Annotated in this window: 11 protein-coding genes; 6 read left to right on the plus strand and 5 right to left on the minus strand. The window is 71.5% G+C overall.

Annotation, left to right across the window (positions count from 1 at the left end; all coding sequences use genetic code 11):
- The first annotated feature begins 89 nt into the window (after window positions 1-89).
- From JYK02_RS19870 to JYK02_RS19880, 3 genes are all read left to right on the plus strand, one after another.
- Window positions 90-2,594: a VIT domain-containing protein gene (locus JYK02_RS19870; RefSeq protein ID WP_207053164.1), complete on the plus strand. Its 2,505-nt coding sequence runs from the start codon at window positions 90-92 to the stop codon at window positions 2,592-2,594.
- A gap of 100 nt (window positions 2,595-2,694) precedes the next feature.
- On the plus strand, window positions 2,695-4,512 hold the full coding sequence (locus tag JYK02_RS19875) for an acyl-CoA dehydrogenase (protein ID WP_207053165.1): 1,818 nt from the start codon (window positions 2,695-2,697) through the stop codon (window positions 4,510-4,512).
- 78 nt (window positions 4,513-4,590) lie between these two features.
- Window positions 4,591-6,261 carry a hypothetical protein gene (locus JYK02_RS19880; RefSeq protein WP_207053166.1) on the plus strand — a complete coding sequence of 557 codons (1,671 nt, stop codon included), beginning with the start codon at window positions 4,591-4,593 and terminating at the stop codon, window positions 6,259-6,261.
- Window positions 6,262-6,348: 87 nt separating this feature from the next.
- Here the strand turns inward: JYK02_RS19880 and JYK02_RS19885 are convergent, their stop codons facing one another.
- Window positions 6,349-7,452: a hypothetical protein gene (locus JYK02_RS19885; RefSeq protein ID WP_207053167.1), complete on the minus strand. Its 1,104-nt coding sequence runs from the start codon at window positions 7,450-7,452 to the stop codon at window positions 6,349-6,351.
- 272 nt (window positions 7,453-7,724) lie between these two features.
- Between JYK02_RS19885 and JYK02_RS19890 the strand changes: the two genes are divergently transcribed.
- Window positions 7,725-8,429 carry a LysM peptidoglycan-binding domain-containing protein gene (locus JYK02_RS19890; RefSeq protein ID WP_207053168.1) on the plus strand — a complete coding sequence of 235 codons (705 nt, stop codon included), beginning with the start codon at window positions 7,725-7,727 and terminating at the stop codon, window positions 8,427-8,429.
- Window positions 8,430-8,678: 249 nt separating this feature from the next.
- On the plus strand, window positions 8,679-9,059 hold the full coding sequence (locus tag JYK02_RS19895; protein ID WP_207053170.1) for a response regulator: 381 nt from the start codon (window positions 8,679-8,681) through the stop codon (window positions 9,057-9,059).
- Here JYK02_RS19895 and JYK02_RS19900 read toward each other — a convergent pair.
- Window positions 9,053-10,975 carry a sensor histidine kinase gene (locus tag JYK02_RS19900; RefSeq protein WP_347402531.1) on the minus strand — a complete coding sequence of 641 codons (1,923 nt, stop codon included), beginning with the start codon at window positions 10,973-10,975 and terminating at the stop codon, window positions 9,053-9,055. The two genes, JYK02_RS19895 and JYK02_RS19900, sit on opposite strands and share 7 nt — an antisense overlap.
- 103 nt (window positions 10,976-11,078) lie before the next feature.
- On the minus strand, window positions 11,079-11,360 hold the full coding sequence (locus tag JYK02_RS19905) for a hypothetical protein (RefSeq protein WP_207053171.1): 282 nt from the start codon (window positions 11,358-11,360) through the stop codon (window positions 11,079-11,081).
- A 168-nt stretch (window positions 11,361-11,528) separates the two neighbouring features.
- On the opposite strand from JYK02_RS19905, the gene JYK02_RS19910 reads away from it, so the two are divergent.
- Window positions 11,529-12,212, plus strand: coding sequence for a response regulator (locus tag JYK02_RS19910; protein ID WP_207053172.1), 684 nt, complete (start codon window positions 11,529-11,531; stop codon window positions 12,210-12,212).
- 7 nt (window positions 12,213-12,219) lie between these two features.
- Here JYK02_RS19910 and JYK02_RS19915 read toward each other — a convergent pair whose 3' ends face one another.
- Both JYK02_RS19915 and JYK02_RS19920 read right to left on the minus strand, forming a co-directional pair.
- Entirely contained in the window at window positions 12,220-15,282 is a 3,063-nt protein-coding gene (locus JYK02_RS19915) for a bpX6 domain-containing protein (RefSeq protein ID WP_207053173.1), read from the minus strand.
- Window positions 15,279-17,093: an LpqB family beta-propeller domain-containing protein gene (locus JYK02_RS19920; RefSeq protein ID WP_207053174.1), complete on the minus strand. Its 1,815-nt coding sequence runs from the start codon at window positions 17,091-17,093 to the stop codon at window positions 15,279-15,281. The genes JYK02_RS19915 and JYK02_RS19920 overlap by 4 nt, the downstream gene beginning before the upstream one ends.
- Between the last annotated feature and the right edge of the window lie 38 nt (window positions 17,094-17,131).

A 17,131-nucleotide genomic window follows, 5' to 3' on the forward strand; every position in this document is an offset into this window, starting at 1 on the left:
CCCCACTCACAGCCTTCTCAGAGGGGAACCGGGGTTGGCCCGGGGGCTGCAATGTCCCCGGGCACACCCTGAAACCAAGGTTCCCGACCATGCGAGTCCTGCTCGCCGCGCTCTTCGTCTGTCTTCTGGCCGCCCCGGCCACAGCTCAGCAACCCTGTCCTCCGGCGGCTTCGCCCACCGCGGGCGTCGCCCAGGGCACCCTCGTGGCTCGCTTCCGTGCGCAGCCCGACACCGCGTGCCCGGACACGGAGCCGCGCACCTTCAGCCTCAAGCACACGGAGGTGGACGCGGAGGTCAGCGGGTTCCTCGCGTCCGTCACCGTGACGCAGGTGTTCGAGAACCCCTACTCCGCGCCGCTCGAAGCGCTCTACGTCTTCCCGCTGCCGGAGCTGGCCGCCGTGGACGGCATGGAGATGCACCTGGGCAACCGCATCATCCAGGGCGTCATCCAGACCCGCGAGCAGGCCCGCGACACCTACGAGCGCGCCAAGGCCGAGGGCAAGACGGCCGCGCTGCTCGACCAGGAGCGCCCCAACATCTTCACCCAGTCCGTCGCCAACATCCTCCCCGGTGAAACCATCCGCGTCCGCATCCACTACGTGGAGCGCCTCACCTACGACGCGGGCACCTACCGCTTCAGCTTCCCCATGGTCGTGGGCCCCCGCTTCATCGGCGGCCAGCCGCTGCCCACGCGCCAGGGTGAAGGCGAGGAGCCCGACACCACCACCGTCCCCGACGCGAGCCGCATCTCGCCTCCGGTCATCACCGACACGCGCAGCGGCCACGACATCCAGCTCACCGTGCGCCTGGACGCGGGCCTCCCGGTCCACTCGCTGCGCTCCACCACCCACCGCGTGGACGTGAAGCGCGATGGAACCTCCCGCGCCACCGTGAGCCTGGGCCGTGACGACCGCATCCCCAACAAGGACTTCATCCTCGAGTACGTCGTCGCCGACGCGCTCATCCGCCCCGCCGTCCTCATGCACCGCGACCCCGGCGCGGACCACGGCTACTTCCTGGTGATGCTCAACCCGCAGCTGTCCCCCACCGAGAAGGAGATCGTCCCGCGTGAGCTCTACATGGTGCTCGACACGTCCTGCTCGCAGTCCGGCCTGGCCATCGAGAAGTCCAAGGCCATCACGAAGGAAGTCCTCAACCACCTGATGCCGGAGGACACCTTCCAGGTCCTCAACTTCGACACGCAGGTGACCAAGTTCGCGCCCACCGCCGTCCCCGCCACGCCGGAGAACATCCAGAACGCCCTGCCCTACGTCGCCAACTTCTGGGGCGGTGGCGGCACCGACGTGAACATCGCCGCCCGCGAAGCCATGCTGCCCCCGAACGACCCGGCCCGCCTGCGCATGGTGCTCTTCATGACGGACGGCCTCATCGGCGCGGACGAGCAGGTGCTCGGCACGCTCCAGGAGCACCTGCGCGAGGAGACGCGCATCTTCTCCGCCGGCGTGGGCTCCAGCACCAACCGCTACCTCATCACCAAGATGGGTGAGCTGGGCCGCGGCGCCTCCACCCTCGTCAACCTCAACCGCCCGGAGGAGGACGTCGCCCGCGAGTTCGAGCAGCGCATGCGCGGCCCCGTCCTCACCTCGCTCGTCGTGGACACCGAAGGCCTGCCCGTGAGCGACGTGTACCCGAAGTCCGTGCCGGACCTCTTCGCCGGCCAGCCGCTGTTCCTCGTGGGCAAGTTCACCGGCACCGGTGACGGCCTCCTCCGCATCTCCGGCCGCGTGCGTGGCCAGGTCCGCCATTTCGACGTCCCCGTGCACTTCCCCGAAGTCGCCCCGGAGCACGACGCGCTCAAGAGCCTCTGGGCCCGCCAGCGCATCGAGGAGCTCACCGTGGAGGGCTACCGTGGCGAAACGCCGGAGATCATCCAGGGCATCACCGACACCGCGCTCCAGTACCACCTGATGAGCCGCTACACGTCCTTCGTCGCGGTGGAGCAGGTGGCGCGCACGAACCCCGACGGCGAGACGGTCCGCGAGATGGTCCCCGTGCAGCTCCCTGACGGCATGGTGGCGGGCGCGCTCAGCCGCGAGGAGATTCCGCCCGGCGACCCCATCATCTCCGTGCGTGCCCCGCGCAACGCCCGCCGCGTCACCGCGTACTTCCCCTTCGGCCTGGTGAAGCCGCTCACGTTCGACAACCTCAGCCGTTCGTGGCGCGGCCGCTTCCTCGTGCCGCTGGGCATCGAGGATGGCTACTACACCGTGTTCATCATCGCGGAGCTGGCGGACGGCCGCGTGGAGCGCAGCGAGGTGCGCTACCGCCTGGACTCGAAGGGCAACGACTTCGACGTCGTCCTCTCCCAGAAGGAAGTGGCGCCCGGTGACACGCTGACGCTGGACGTGGACGCGGTGGAGGCCACGCAGGAGGTCAGCGTGTACGGCGACCTCTTCGGCGAGGACCAGCAGCTCTTCGACACGCAGGACCGCCTGCGCTTCACCAACGCGCTGGTCATCCCCCAGGGCACGCCGGCCGGCACGTACGAGCTGGTGTTCGTCGCCCGCGACGCCGCCGGCAACCGCTTCGAGCGCCGGGAGACGCTGCGCGTCATCCACGCTCGGCGTGACTGACCCGCGAATCAATCTCGGGTACCCTGGCGGTCCGTTTCCGGCCCCGCGCCTTCACCGGCGCGGGGCTGTTTCATTCGCCCAGGCCGCGAGGAGTCTTCCGATGTCGTCGTCGTCCCTGCACTACACGCCCAACCTCCGCGATATTGAGTTCAACCTCTTCGAGTTCCTGGACATCGGCCACACGTCGCTGGGCAAGGGCCCCTTCGGGGACCTGGACGAGACGGCGGCCCGGCAGACGCTGGAGACCTTCGCCCAGCTGTGCACGCAGGAGCTGGCGAAGAGCTTCGACGAGTCCGAGCACAACCCGCCGAAGCTGGAGAACGGCCAGGTGAAGCTGCCCCCCGGCCTCAAGGCCGCGATGGGCGCCTACTACGACGCGGGCATGCACCTGCTGGAGACGCCCACGCACCTGGGCGGCCTGGGCGCGCCGCCCTCGCTGGGCTGGGCCGCGTTCGAGCTGCTGCTGGGCTCCAACCCCGCACTGGCGTTCTTCACGCTGGGCAACCTGCTCGCGCGCGTCATCGACCGGCTGGGCACGGACTCGCAGAAGAAGCGCTTCCTGCCGCACATCCTGGACAAGCGCTGGAGCGGGTCCATGGTGCTGACGGAGCCGGACGCGGGCAGCGACGTGGGCGCCGCGCGCACCAAGGCCCGTCACGTGGACGGCGACGTCTGGGAGATTGAAGGCGTCAAGCGCTTCATCACCAACGGCGAGTCGGACATCGCGGAGAACATCATCCACATGGTGCTCGCGCGGCCGGACGGTGCGGCGCCGGGGACCAAGGGCCTGTCGCTGTTCGTGGTGCCCAAGTTCTGGGTGAACGAGGACGGCAGCCTGGGCGAGTTCAACAACGTCGTTTGCACGAAGCTGGAGAAGAAGATGGGCCTCAAGGGGTCCGTCACGTGCGAGCTGACGTTCGGCGACGGCAAGCCCACGCGCGGCCTCTTGCTGGGTGAAGTGCACGACGGCATCCGGCAGATGTTCCACATCATCGAGAACGCGCGCATGGCGGTGGGCCTCAAGTCCATGGCCGCGCTGTCCGCGGGCTACTACCGCGCGCTGTCGTTCGCGAAGGACCGCGTGCAGGGCAGCGACCTGGCGAAGGCGCGCGACAAGTCCGCGCCGCGCGTGAACATCCTCCAGCACCCGGACGTGCGCCGCATGCTGATGGCGCAGAAGGCGCACGCGGAAGGCCTGCGCGCGCTGGCGCTGTTCACCGCGTCCGTGCAGGACCAGGTGGAGCTGCAGGGCGGCCACCGCTCCACGGCGGCGGGCGAGGCGGACGTGCTCAACGACATGCTGCTGCCGCTGGTGAAGGGCTACGGCTCCGAGAAGGCGTATGAGCTCCTGTCCCTGTCGCTGCAGGTGCACGGTGGTTCGGGCTTCCTGACGGACTACCCCGTCGAGCAGTACATCCGGGACCAGAAGATCGACTCGCTCTACGAGGGCACCACGCACATCCAGGCGCTGGACCTGCTGATGCGCAAGGTGGCGCGCGACGGCGGCGCGACGCTGATGGGCCTGCTGGAGCGCGTGCGCGCGACGGCGGACGGCGACGAGGGCGGCGCCGAGCTGAAGATCGAGCGCGCCGCGCTGGGCGAGGCGGTGGGCCACCTGCAGACGCTGCTCGGCACGCTGATGGGCAAGCTGGGCGAGTCCGTCTACCACGTGGGCTTCCAGGGCAACCGCGTGCTGTTCGCGGTGGCGGAGGTCATCATCGGCTGGCTGCTGGTGCGCCACGCGGCCGTGGCGCTGGACCGGATGAAGACCAACCCCGGCGACAAGGCGTTCTACGGCGGCAAGGTGGCCAGCGCCCGCTGGTACTGCCACGAGGTGCTGCCCGGCATCGCGCACGCCGCGCGCATGGTGGAGCACGGCAACCTGGACCTGATGGACGTGCCGGAAGAGTCGTTCTAGGCGCGCGGGCCCCGGGGCCACGGGTGTGGCTCCGGGGAGACGGTCCGGCTGGCCCGGCGTTCGCAATGGGGGTGGAGCATGATGCTCTCCACCCTCACCGCGCTGACCCTGGCCGCCACCGTCACCAACACCGAGACCGTGCACGACCTGGAGCCCTTCGGCGGCCACGTCGTCGCGTGCACCGAAGGCGGCCTGGAGCTGTTCACGTCGGCCGGCGGCTCCGTGCGCGTGCTCACGGTGGAGGACGGGCTGCCCAGCCACTACTGCCGCGCGCTGGAGTCCACGGGCGACCGGCTCTTCGTCGCCACGGATGAAGGGCTGGTGTCGCTGGACACGCGCTTCCACGTGACGCCGGTGCTGGACGTGCGCTGGCAGGCGCTGCCCCCCGCCGAGGACGCGAGCACCCCGGACTACGTGAGCCGGCTGGAGTCCCTGGCAGCGGTGCTGACGCCGGGCCCCGCGTACACGGCGTTCTCACCGCGCTTCGCGGGCACGGCGGAGGGGCGCCTGTTCGAGCTGGGCACCCAGCGCGCGTGGTCACTGCCGGGACCGGTGCGGTTCATCTCGGACACGCAGGACGGCGTGGACGTGGGCACCACCGAGGGCGCGTTCTCCATCAGCGCCAGTGGCCGGCTCACCGCCATGCGCAACGTGCCCACCGGTCCGCTGTCGTTCGCGGTCACGGAGCAGGGCGTGCGCATCGTGGGCAGTCACGGTGAGGTGCACGCGTGGGAGACGGAGTCCGTGCCGCTCCAGGCCGTGAGCGTTCCCAAGGGCGCCACGGTGTTGCGCGAGGGTTGGGCGGGCACGCGGACCTCCGGCGTGTTCGTCCAGGGGAAGAAGGGGTGGAGCCGCGTGACGCCCACCGGGCAGCTCTGCGGCAATCACATCACCGCGCTGGCCCGGCATCAGGGACGGCTCGTCGTGGGCACGTTCGACCGGGGCGCCTGCATCCAGCGCGAGGACGGAAAGTGGCAGACGGTCCGCGCGCCCTCGCTCCCCAGCGACCAGGTGCTGGGCATCACCAGCGACGGCGTGAACCTCTACGTCGCGACCACGTATGGCCTGGGCTTCCATGACGGCAAGGCGTGGACGCAGGTGGCGTATGGGGCTCGCAACCCCGTGGCCCTGGGGAAGCTGTCCGTCCTCAACGTGTCACAGGTGGACGGAGGCGTGGCGCTGGTGGATGGCCGGGGCGTGTCCCTGATCACTCCGGGCACCGCTCCCCTGTCGCTGGTGAAGCGGATGCCGCTGCCGAAGGAGTGGAGCAAGCATCCCTCCGTCGGAGAGGGCGCGGGCCGCTTCCTGTGGATGGGCAGCGAGGACCGGGGCCTGCTGCGCTGGGACGGAGAGAAGTGGCAGCGCTTCCATGACGGCCGCGACCTCACGGACAACTGGATCACCGCGCTGTCCACCGACGCGCAAGGGCGCGCGGTCGCGGGCACCTGCCAGGACGGCTTCAGCTACTTCGACGGCGCGAAGTGGACCCGCGTGCGCACCGCGCCCGGTCTGCCCTCCCCCGCCGTCGTCTCCGCCGCGCTCGTGCCCGGAGGCGCGGTGGTGGGCACGCTGCTCGGCGCGTCGTACTTCGACGCGGGCACCGGGGAGGTGCACGCCCTGCCGAAGCTCGCGGATCCGCGCGTCTACGCGGTGCTCCCGGAGGGCGACGCCGCCCTCTTCGGCACCGAGGGCGGGCTGTCCAGCGCGGCCTGGAAGCCCCTGACCGCTCCCGCGCTCACCCAGCGCTGAGAGGAGGACGCCCTGCCGGCGGCGAGCCGGCCCAACTGGTCCGACAGTCGGACCAGTTGGTCCAGGTCGGCCACCCGGCCCCGTGGCTTATCCCGGTTTCTGCGCCGCGCCACGCGACGCCAGCTCGCGCTCCACGTACAGGCGCAGGATGTGCATGAAGTCCTGCGCGTTCGTCACCACGCCGAACGCCTGGTGCGTGCCGCGGTCCTTCAGCTTGCTCACCACGAACTCGGACGAGTCCACGCAGATGGTGGGCAGCTCGCGCAAGCTGCCGTCCTTCTCCGTCACGAACGCGGGCAGCATGTTGCCCGTCGCGATGGCGTGCAGCGCCGTGGCGACGAGCACCGCCATCGTCGCCTTCACCGCGTGCCGGCGCATCGCGTCCTGCGCCGCCAGGTTGTCCGTCACCACGTCCGGCAACGGCCCGTCGTCCCGGATGGAGCCCGTCAGCACGAACGGCACCCCGTGCTTCACGCACGCGTGCATGATGCCGTTGGTGATGACGCCCGCCTCCACCGCCTTCGCGATGGAGCCCGCCTGCCGCACCCGGTTGATGGCGCGCATGTGCAGCCCGTGCCCGCCCGACGTCGCCTCGCCCGCGCCGCTCATCCCCAGCGTCGTGCCGTAGATGGACGCCTCGATGTCGTGCACCGCCACCGCGTTGCCCGCGAGCAGCGCCCCCACGAAGCCGTTCTCCACGAACCACGTCATGTCCGCGCGTGCCCGCGAGTGCACCAGCGCCGGCCCCGTCACCCAGATGGGATAGCCGCCCCGCTCGCGCTCCTCCACCAGCAGCCGCGCCATGTGCGCGTAGTCGATGGGCTTCTCGCGCGACACCTCGCTCGTCATGAACTTGAACTCGCCCTCCCCCTCCTCCAGCAGGTAGGCCATGTTCACGTAGACGCCTTCGCGGCCGTCCTCCGCCTTGCCCACCACCACGCGCTCGCCCGCGCGCACCCGCCGGCCCTCGCGCACCCAGAGCTCGCCCTGGGCGTCCAGCACCAGCGCGCCGTCCATGCGCGGCTCGCGCGGCATCCGCCACCGCCCGTCCACCCGCACGTACGTGGGCAGGTTCGTCGTCGTGAAGAAGCCCTCCGGCAGCACGCCGTCCGCCGGCGCCGGGGTGAAGCGCGCGTCCGGGAAGCTGGCGAAACGCGCCGCCGTGAAGTCGGGATGAGCAATGGTCGTCACCCCGCCACCATGCGCGGGCCCTCCCACCCGTTCAAGCGTGGCGCACCCCGCCATCCCCTTGGAATGTTTCCCCTTTCATAAGGCCCACCCACCTGGACGCACCCCGTCATGACGACGGTCCGGGCCGCGAAAGCCCCGGGAATCACGCTCCATGTGCGTGTCTGGAGTGAAAAGCAGGTGGGGACGCAACCTCGGTTCTTGAACGGCGAGAATGGAAGCAATCGCAGCCGGTGACCGAGGTCGGGTCACTGCTCCCCTTCCCGGAGCCCCCCATGAGCTACCGCATTCAATCTGGCGACACCCTGTCTGGTCTGGCGAAGCGCTACGGCACCTCCGTGGACGCGCTGATGAAGGCCAACCCGGAGATCCAGAACAAGGACCTCATCTACACGGGCAAGACGCTGAACATCCCCGGCTCGCGCGACAGCTTCGAGCCCGGCACCCAGGGCCAGGGCGTGCGCGGCGGCGGTTCCGGCGGCTCCAGCGGCGCGGGCAACGTGACGGCGCCTCCGGGCGGCGCGGGCCCGGGCACGCGCGGCCCCGGTGGCAGCCCGTTCGACATCGCGATGTCGCACATGGGCAAGAACGCCGGCTCGCTGAAGCTGGAGCAGACGGGCGTGGGCGCGGACATGGAGGACTGGGTCCCCAACAACGTCAACTGCGCCAACTTCGTCTCCGCGTGCCTGGAGCAGGCCGGGCAGATCAAGGACAGCCAGCACAGCGCGTCCGTGATGACGCTCCAGGGGAACCTGGACCGCGACCCGAACTTCAAGCGCGTGGACCTGAAGGACGCGAAGCCCGGCGACGTCGTGTCCATGAAGGTGGGCAGCGGCCAGCACGTGGTGATGTTCGCGGGCTGGAAGGACGGCAAGCCCCAGTTCATCGGCTCCAACAACGTGAACTCGGACGGCTCGCAGCGCATCAGCCTCACGTCGATGAACTACCCCATCATGTCCGTGCACCAGTACCAGGGCTGAACAGACCCTGACGGCCGTGGTCCCCCGGTGGGGCCTTCGCCTTCCGTGCCCTGAGCGCCGGAAGGGGGAGGCCCCATCCGCTTTTCCAGGGGCCTGTCCCGGCCACCGGCCCGGAGGGCCGCCTGCCCTCGCGGGCACCCGGAGTGGCGCCGGCTTCACATTGCACGTGGCCTAGCGTCCAGGGTTGGACGTTCCCTGGACAGGGGGTCTTTGCGGACGTGGCCAGACGGGGGGAGTCTTCCCAACGCCATGCGAAGCCTCATCCTCCTCGTAGAAGACCATGTCGACAGCCGTGAGATGCTGGAGGAGTTCCTCACGCTGGAAGGGTTCGCCGTGGAGGTCGCCGGCAACGGCCTGCACGCCTGGGAGCGGCTGCGTCGCGGCCCCACGCCGGACGTGATGCTGCTGGACCTGATGATGCCGGTGATGAGCGGCTGGGAGCTGATGGAGCGCGTGCAGAAGGAGCCGCGCCTCAAGAACCTGCCCGTCATCGTCGTGTCGGGCGCGGGCGCCACGCGCCCCGTGCCCCAGGGCATCCGGGCGTCCATCCCCAAGCCGCTGGACCTGGACGACCTGATGCGCGCGCTGGAGCCGTTCCGCTCGCAGGCGCACTTAGCCGCCGCCTACTGAGCCGGCGCCGCGGCGGTTGGCGCCTCGCGGGGCAGGACCACCCGGAAGACGGTGCCCTCGGACGCGCGCGAGCGCACCTCGATGCGGCCGCCGTGGCCCTTCACCACCTGTTCGACGATGTAGAGCCCCAGCCCCAGGCCGCCGTGCGTGTTGCCTCCCGCGCCGCGCCGGAAGGGGTCGAACAGGCGCGGCAGCAGGTCCGGCGGGATGGGGTCTCCGCCGTTCTGCACCTCCAGCACCACGTTCGCGTCCGCGTCCGTCAGCGTGAAGCGCACGGGGGTCTCCGGCGGGCTGTACTGGAGCGCGTTGCCGCCCAGGTTGCTCACCACCTGGAGCAGCCGGTCCGCGTCCCACGCGCCGTCGTAGCGGCCCGGGCCCACCGTCAGCGTGAGCGAGCGCTCCGGCCACGCCGCCTCCAGCTCCTCCACCGCCTGGCGCACCACCATGCGCACGTCGCCAGGCACCCGCTCGATGGGGATGCCGCCGCCCAGCCGGCTGCGGGTGAAGTCGAGCAGCTCCGAAATCATCCGCGCCATGCGCTCGCCGGAGCGCGCGATGCGGGACACCGCCTTGCGGTCGCGCTCCTGGAGCGCGTCGCCGTGCAGGAGCTTGGTGACGGACAGTTGGATGGCGTTGAGGGGGTTTCGCAGGTCGTGGCTGACGATGGCGATGAGCCGCTCGCCGAACTGCGCCGCCTCGCGCGCCGCCTCCTCCGCGCGGCGGCGCTCGGTGACGTCCACCAGCGTGACGACGCCCGCGACAATCTGGTTGTCCCGGTCACGCACGGGCGCGCTGGAGCCCAAGAGGTGCGCGGTGGTGCCGTCCGGCCGGCGCACCTGGAGCGGCTCCGCCTGGCGCGTCTCGCCGGTGCGCAGCGCGCGCGCCATGGGCCACGCGTCGTCCGCCAGCGGCTCGTTCTCCGCGGTGAACATCTGGTGGGAGGACTCGTAGTCGGCGAGGCTGCCCGAGGGCCGGAACGGATGGCCCAGCAGTGACTCCAGCGCGCGGTTGCCCAGGAGCAGCCGGCCGCTGGGCGCCTCCGCGATGAGCACGCCCGCGGGCAGTTGGTCCAGCACCGCCGCCAGCCGCGCGCGCTCCGCCTCGATGGTGGCCAGCAGGCGCTGCCGCTCCGCTTCCGACTGACGGCGCTGGGTGATGTCCAGCACCGTGGCGGCGCGGCCCACGCGGCGGCCCGTCGCGTCCCGCAGGGACGTCACGTGCACGAACGCGGGGAAGCGGCTGCCGTCGCGGCGCAGGTGCAGCGCTTCGTATTCGTGGAACGGCTTGGAGCCGGCCGCGGCCATGTGCCGGGGCAGCGCGCCGCGGGACTCGGGCGCCACCAGGTCCTCCAGCTTCAGGCCCTTCAGCGCCTCCGGCGGCTGCCCGTGCATGCGCGCGAGCGCGGGGTTCGCCGCCACGAACGTGCTGTCCTCCGCGCCCATCACCGCCACGCCCACGCCCAGGTGCGTGAAGATGTCCTCCCAGCGCCGGGGGCCCGTCGCGTCCGGAGCGCCCTGCTCGCGCGCCGCTTCGGCCGCCTCGCGCGATGCCAGCAGCCGGGCCTGGACGTGGGCCTCCAGCGCCGAGGCCTCCACCGCGTCCACGGCGTCGTGGAAGCGCTCCACCTGGGCGTCCCCGTCCGGGCCGCCACGGCCCTGCTCGCGCCACAGCCGCAGCACCGTATCGCGCAGGCGCCGGAAGTTCGTCGTCGTGGGGTGCCCGTTGGAGCCCTGCACCAGCAGCGACAGCTCGCGCGCCAGCGTGTCGGCGACGCGCGCGTCCGGGTTCGCCATCCGGGCCGCCACCGCGGACAGCGCGTGGGAGAAGGTGTCGCCGGAGCCGGGCGCTTCGTGGAGCCATGCGTCCTGGAGGACGTCGCGGGACTGGAAGAGGAAGTCGGCGAGGGACAGGGGCACGGTGCGCGGACTCGGGGCGAGGGGCCTTGGGCAAACCGGAGCGAAGGGGCCCCACCCACTTAGGCTCCAGCCTCCGCTGCGACAAGGACCGTCTGCCCGCGTGTCAGGAGGAAGGCGAACGGACGAGGCCCAGGGGCCGCAGGGCGGTCAACCGCAGGAGCCCCGTGCCCGGCTCCACGCGGTAGCGGACCTGGAAGCCGCAGGCGAGCACCACCGCGCCCTCGCGCCCCGACGGCGTCAGCGGCAGGGACGGCATCCGGCTGACGAGCGCCCCCAGCTCCCCCTGGAGGCGCTCACGCACCGCGGGCGGACACGCCGTGAGCGTGCGCACCACCGGGGGTTCCAGTTGGCAGCGGTAGGCCATGAGCGCCGCGAAGGTGTGCATCTACAGCGTACCTGCAAGATGACAGTGAGGCGGTGATATGGGCGGTCGGGACGCGGACCGTCCGGGAGGAACAGTCCCCGGGGCGCACTGTCGGACAGGCAACGCTGGGGTTCCCGGCAGACCCGGGTGCACTTCAAGAAACCGAGGAAAAGCGGGTCGAATCGGGGGATGGCCCTGGGCGTCCGTCACCTGCTGCTCGTCGAGGACGATCGGACGTGGCGGGAGGGAGTGGACCAGGCCGCGCGCGAGGCGGGCTTCCAGGTGTCGTCCGTGGCGGACGGCACGGAGGCGCTGGACTGGCTGCGTCATCGTCCGCGCGCGCAGCATCCGGACCTCATCCTGTTGGACCTGGTGATGCCGGGGCTGGACGGATGGGAGCTGTACGGCCGGCTGCGCACGGACGCGCGGCTGCGGCACCTGACGGTGATGATGATGTCCTCGGCGCAGGGCACGCCGGACGTGCCGCTGCACGGCGTCGCGGGCTTCCTGCACAAGCCGCCTCGGCCGGAGGCGCTGGTGCGGGAGCTGGCGGAGCGGCTGCGCGAGCTGCCCGGGCGCCAGGAGCCGCCGCGCATGCCGTATTCGCTGCGGCTGCCGGACGAGTCGCTCTACGCGCTGCACGCGCTGCCGGCCCCGGTCCGTCACGCGGTGCGCGTGCACCTGTTGCGCGCCGCGGAGCTGTCCGCCACGGAGCTGCCGCTGGCGTCGTCGTGGCTGATGGCGCTGCACAGCGAGCAGCCCTCGCTGCTGGTGACGGTGGAGGGCGTGCGCGTGGTGCTGGAGGTGGACGACGCCGCCTGCGCGCTGACCGCGCGCATGGTCATCGTGCCGAGCCACCTGCGCCACTCCTGACGCGGGCTCACACCACCGGCACGCGGTGGACCTCTCCGGACGTCAGGTCCAGCCACACCACGCGGCCGAACAGGTCGTGGATGGCGCACCACTCCTCCGTGAGGCGCACGACCTGGGGCGGGGTGCCGGAGAACTCCACCGACGCGCGGGTGTGGCCGGCGAGGTCGCGCAGGATGGCCGTGTGCAGCTCACCCTTCTGGAAGCGCGTCACGGTCCAGGCCTGCCCGAGCACCGCGCCCACGCGCGCCTCGCCCTGCTGGGACGGGAGGTGGAAGCGCCGCACGGCGATGGGGGCCAGGTAGGACCAGTCCCTGGGCTCCTCGCCCTCGGCCAGCGCGATGCGCCCGGCCACCACTTCGCCGTCGGGCGTGAGCGCGAGCGCGTCCGGCGTGGCCTCCAGGTTCGGAATGTCCGTGCGTCCACGCAGGGTGGGTCCGCCCGCGAGCACGTAGCTCCAGCGCTCCAGCCGTTCGAAGTCCTGGCCCGGGGAGAGGTGCAGGACGAGGAAGGACAGGTGCTGCGCGTCCACGGCCAGCTTCAGCACGGTGCCGCCCACCTGGGACACGCGCCACAGGGAGCGAGGCTCGGCGGCGAGCGTGTCCACCATGCTCACGGTGTCGCGCATGGCGGTGAACCACCGTTCGCCGTCATAGGTGGGGGCCCACGCGTCCAGCTCCGCGTCGCACCAGCGCGTGGCCCGGCGCGCCACCAGGTCCAGCCGTGACACGCGCCACAAATCGCCCCGGCGCGCCAGCGAGAGCGCACGGTTTCCCTGCGTGGAGGCGACCAGTGAGAACGCCGGCACGTCGAAGTTCGCGAGCGTGCGTCCGTCCGGGCCCACCAGCCGCGCGCCCGCTTCTCCCAGCGCGAGCAGCACGCGCTGGCCCGGCAGCACCACGGCGTCATGCACGGCGTGGGCGCCCGCGTCGTTGCGGTCCATCCACACGCGCACCGGAGGCAGGTCGTTCTCTTCGGCCCAGGGGCGCCGGTGGGAGTGCCGCGGCGTCGGCAGGTCCGTGCGCAGCGCGGCCAGCGCGGGGGTGTTCAGCAAGCGCAGCTGGATGATGCACCGGGCGCGGGAAGGGAGGGCTTCTGTCGCTTCGTCACGCAGCAGCGCGCGGACCGTGGGGACGAGGAGCGGGTCCCGGGCAGCATTGGCCTCGCGCAGCAGCTCCGTGGCGAAGGCCATGCGCTCCGGGGCGCGCGCGGGGGTGTCATCCGACAGCAGGGTCTGGACGTCCTCGCGCGCGGCGCCGAAGCCGTCCGGGAACCCGAGCGCCAGGCGCGCCAGGAGCTTCGCGCCGCTCTCGCCCCCGGCGTGGATGCCGTGGTGCACCCAGGCCCGTGCGATGTGGCGCGCGGAAGGGACGGGCCACACGGCGTCCACGGCGCGAGCCCAGTCACCGGCCTCCGCGAGCGACTCGCCCCACAGGATGCGCAGGGCCTGGGCTTCCGCGGGGTGGGTCTTCTCCAGGCGCAGCACCGCGTCCGCGAACACGCCCGAGCGCCGTGCGATGGACACCGCGCGCTGCACGTCCTTCGCGAGGAACCACTGGCGCACGACGAGGCTCGCGGGGAGGCCGCGGCCTTCGGCGAGCTCCGCGGCGAGCTGGAAGCGGCCGTGGCGCTCCAGGAAGGAGACGGCCTCCTCGGTCGCGGCCAGGAGTTCCGCGAGGACGAAGGCGGCCTCGTCGATGCGGCCTTCGCGCTCCAGGCGGCGGAAGGTCTCGCGGTAGCGCTCGCGCAGCGCCTGCAGCACGGCAGGGCCACTGGCGAACACCCGCGCGGCGCCGCTCTGGCCGTGGGGTTGGATGCGCAGTTGCTCGCGAGGTCCGGGGACTCCGAGCGCCAGCTTCGCGCGTTCGTCCAGGTCCGTGCCCAGGGGGATGGCGTGGCGCAGGGCTTCGTCGAGCTTGCCCTCCTCGAAGAGTTCGAAGAGGCGGCGCAGGTAGTCCCCCTGGCGCTGCCCCACGAGCCGCCCCAGCGGCGTGTTCTGGAGCATCCACGACTTGAGCTGCTCGATCGCGCCCGGGCCTTCGGGCTCTGCGGGACGAGAGCCCTGCTGTGAAGCCGTGGAGTTTTCGCCCCCGCGCATCCCGGCGAGGAGCCGTGAGAACCAGCCCGGCCGAGCACCGGGGCCTGATGCAGCGGACGCGGAGCCCGAGCCGGAGAACGCGCTCCGCAGACGATCGAGCCATCCCGAGCGGCCCGCTGGCACACCGTCCTCGTCCGCGCGGAAAGCCTGGCGCAGCCGTGAGAAGAAGCCCTCACGGCGTACTGTCATCGAGCCTGAAGACGCGTTCTCGGACGGTCCGCTGAATGCCTGGCGCAGCCGTGCGAACAGGCCTTCACGGCGCACAGCACTTTGCGACGTGCTCGCGGGTGCTGCATGAAATGCTCGTCGCAACCGTGCGAACAGGCCTTCACGGTGGACGGTCAGCGTGGCTTCACCGGGCTTCGGGGAGAAGGCGCGCCGTAGCCGTGCGAAGAAGCCCTCTCGCACCACCGGGACTTCCTTCCCGGCCATGCGCGCCAGCATGCGCTCTGCTTCGGGCGCGAGCGCGGGCACCTTCGCTCCGAACGACTCACGCGTAGGCGGAGGCAGGGGCTCCAGCGCACTCTGCATGGGCGGAGGCGGAGCCCCCAGTCCCTTCACCTGCACGCGCCGCCACTCCGACACGTCCAGCCATGCGCCCGGATCCACCTGGCGCAGCTCTCCAGGCGCGTACATCCGCGCGGTGCCCGCGTGCACCAGCACGACGGCTCCCATCGGCGGTGCCAATCGCTCACGCTCCTTCGCGCTCAGCGGCGCGCTGGAGAGCACTCCGGCCTCCATCACCAGGGGCAGTCCGGGCGCGGCCTCCACCGCGCTCTTGCACGGCGCCGCCAGCTTCAACAGGTGCCCTCCCGCCAGCGCCCAGACCGTGGCGCCGGGCCTCCACGCCGCCAGCACGCGGCGGCGTGCCTCGGCCTCTCCCAGCGTTCCGGGATGGAACCACCAGGCCGCCACCACCACCGTGCCCCGATGCACATGGGCACGAGGACGCACGGCTCCGGACGCACGACTCACGGCGTGGCCTCCGGAAAGGAGCGGTACAGCAGCGCCTGCTCCATCAGGTCCCACAACACGAACTCCCCCGCCTGCGTCAGCCACCCGAACACCGGCTGCCCATGGCTCGCCGCGGCCTGCTCCACGGGGCCACTGGCCACCGCGAGCACCCGCGAAGCCTCGCGAGAGATGAAGTGGAACGTGCGTTGATCCGGAGCCAACGCGAGCATCCCGGGTGGAGACGGAACAGGAGGCTTCACCACGCCCACCACACGGTAGCCCTCGGGCACGGGGATGACCGACACGCCCGTGTCCAGGAACAGCCGCCAGTCCTGGTCCTTGTCACGCACCGCGAGCAGCCCCGCGTCCGGATGTGTCCCCGACGGCGCATAGCCGAAGTACGCCTCGCCCTGCCGTGCATTGAGCGGAACCTGGCGGACCGGATCCTCCCCCAGCACCTTGAGCCGCGAGATGATCGCCCGCCCCGATCCTACGGACTGGGGCCGCAGCACGCAGACCGGGCGCGAGTTCACCTCCGCCATCGCGGAGACCTGCTCCTCCTCCACTCCGAGCGCCGAGGTCCCCGACGAGGACGGAGGCGCCAGCGAGAACAACCGCTCCTGGCCATCCTTCAACCACAGGTGCTCCTGCCCTCGAGGATCCACCCAGCTCAAGAGGTTCAACGGCAGCGCGCGGGCCACCATGTCCGGCCGCGAGAGAGCATCCGTCGCGTGGTAGCGCGCCTTGCGGAACCCGTGCGGCGTCTGCACCTGCCCGTGCATCACGTACGTGTCCTGGTGGCGCGCGAGCACCAGCAACCCACCCTTGGTGCGCCATCCCGCCGCGATGACCTGCTGCCCGGAAGGCACCTGCACGCGCCGGGGCTTGGGCAGGGTGGCGCGCGGAGAGTGCGGCACCGCCATGGCCTCGACGCCGCCATTCGCGGAGAACAGCAGCACGCGCCGGCCATCTCCGGAGAAGGCGAAGCTCATGAGCCGGCTCGCCTTGCGCGGCAGGAACGCCGACGACGAACGGTTCGAATGGAACGGGTTGCGCAGCAGGCGCAGGCAGTCCTCCGGAGGAGGAAGCTCCAGCACCACCGAACGCGGCACACGCGCCGAGGGCCGCACGTCCACGGCAAGCCGGTGCGCGCCGGGCTCCATCGGCTCGGAGACCTCCACGCGGGACATCCCCTCCGCGCCCTCAAGGCGGCCCAGGCGCGAGGACCCCACGAGCCACACATCCTCGGGTGCTCGGGAGAGGTCCAGCGCCTCGCGCCACGTGGACAGGTGCACCGCGGACGCGGGCATGGGGGAACGGGCTTCAAGCCACGCAAGGAGCGACGTACCACTCAGCCCGGTATGGGTGGCACGGGCAGGGTCCGCCTGGAGCGCGCCCCAGGTGAACGCCGCGCCCACGGCCTCCGCCCGGCGCGCGAGCACGACCAGCAACGCGAGGTGCGCGATGCGAGGCAGGCCCAGTTGATCCGGGCCCACGTCCAGCAGCACCACGGTGCGGCGAGCCCCCTGCGGCTGACGGAACGCGGGCTTGAGGAAGGACAACTCCCCGAACGCCGCGCGCCGAACCAGTTCCTCCGGTGCCTCCAAAGCCCAGAGCCATTCACTGACAAGCAGCCGCTCGAAGTTCCCCCGGCGAGAGAGCCCGTCATAGCCCTGGGGCTCACCACCCTCTGCCTCCCCGCGAGGCCGCAACGTCCCAAGCGCCGCCGACAACCGCGCCACATGCGGTCCCAGGTGCCGCGCCAGGTCCTCCGGGAAGAGAGCCAACTGCGTCGCCCAGGGACGCAGCGCGGGAGGAAGCGCGGTCGTCACGAAGCGGCCTCCGCGCGCACAGCGGGCCACCACGCGGT

This window comes from Corallococcus macrosporus (assembly GCF_017302985.1).
GTDB lineage: Bacteria > Myxococcota > Myxococcia > Myxococcales > Myxococcaceae > Corallococcus > Corallococcus macrosporus_A.